The 895-nt window shown below is 53.4% G+C and carries 1 protein-coding gene; it reads right to left on the bottom strand.

Annotated features, from left to right (window positions below; all coding sequences use genetic code 11):
• Positions 1 to 93: 93 nt before the first annotated feature.
• Positions 94 to 753 (bottom strand): site-specific integrase, encoded by a 660-nt coding sequence (locus PY649_RS34765; protein WP_285873600.1) that lies wholly within the window; start codon positions 751 to 753, stop codon positions 94 to 96.
• Between the last annotated feature and the right edge of the window lie 142 nt (positions 754 to 895).

Here is an 895-nt window from a genome sequence, read left to right as displayed (position 1 = left end):
ATTTGTTCGTCCGTGAAACGGTTGCGCTTCATTCCCTGGTCCTCTCAATGGGCCAGAGCTTACTTCAAAATGGATTATTTCAACGGGGCAAGGTCACTTGATCTCCGTTTCCTGCCGGTGCAGATGGGCGATTTTCTCAAGCAACGAGGTGGAATGCATGCTGAGTTGACGGATCCATGGCGGTCCTGAGACAAAGAACCGACACATCACACAATTGCGGTCTCCCCCAGGGACTGCGCTGTGTTTGGTTTTATCGCCGGATTGTCCCTTCGATCGGCGTATTGGAGGGCCTCCCTCGTCGCATCTCCTGCCGTCCTCGAGGCAAAATCCGATGTCTACGTTGCAATAGAGGGCTGGATCCGATTTTTCTTTAGCGTACCGTACCGTGTCATCATCAACCGTCGCCGACGAGTTACGGGCTTCATCGATGCTAAAGCTTCGAAACGCCTCCATAAACTCCCGGGCGACTCTGGCCTGGGTTTCCACCGCTGCCTTAGTCAGCATGTCGTGGATATGCCACGGCTCGTAAACGGTGTAATACAGCGTCATAATTATACTTGCGTGACCCGCTACCATTTTACTGATCAATTCAATGGGCACGCCACTTCGGTGAAGGTTGGAGATACCCCGAACTCTCAATCCATGCGAATTGTAGATTGCGGACTGAGGCGCTCCAGTTTTTGCTTGATACTGGACGATAGAGATCTGTTCATCTGGAAACAGAGCGTTATGCCGTCGTTCTGTTTCCGCCATCAGGTGCTGCCATCGGGCATCCAACTTCGTGTCCGTTGGAACTGTGCGCGGCGGCAATCACGGTGAGATTCAGCGTCAATCAGGATGAGACTCTGCGGCGGGGGTGTGACGTAGGGAGGGCGTAGCCCGACCGGAGTTACAT

The sequence above is a fragment of the Rhizobium mayense genome (assembly GCF_030272705.1).
GTDB lineage: Bacteria > Pseudomonadota > Alphaproteobacteria > Rhizobiales > Rhizobiaceae > Rhizobium > Rhizobium mayense.
The sequence above is the reverse complement of the archived record's forward strand: the minus strand, read 5'-3'. Positions and strand labels throughout refer to the sequence as shown.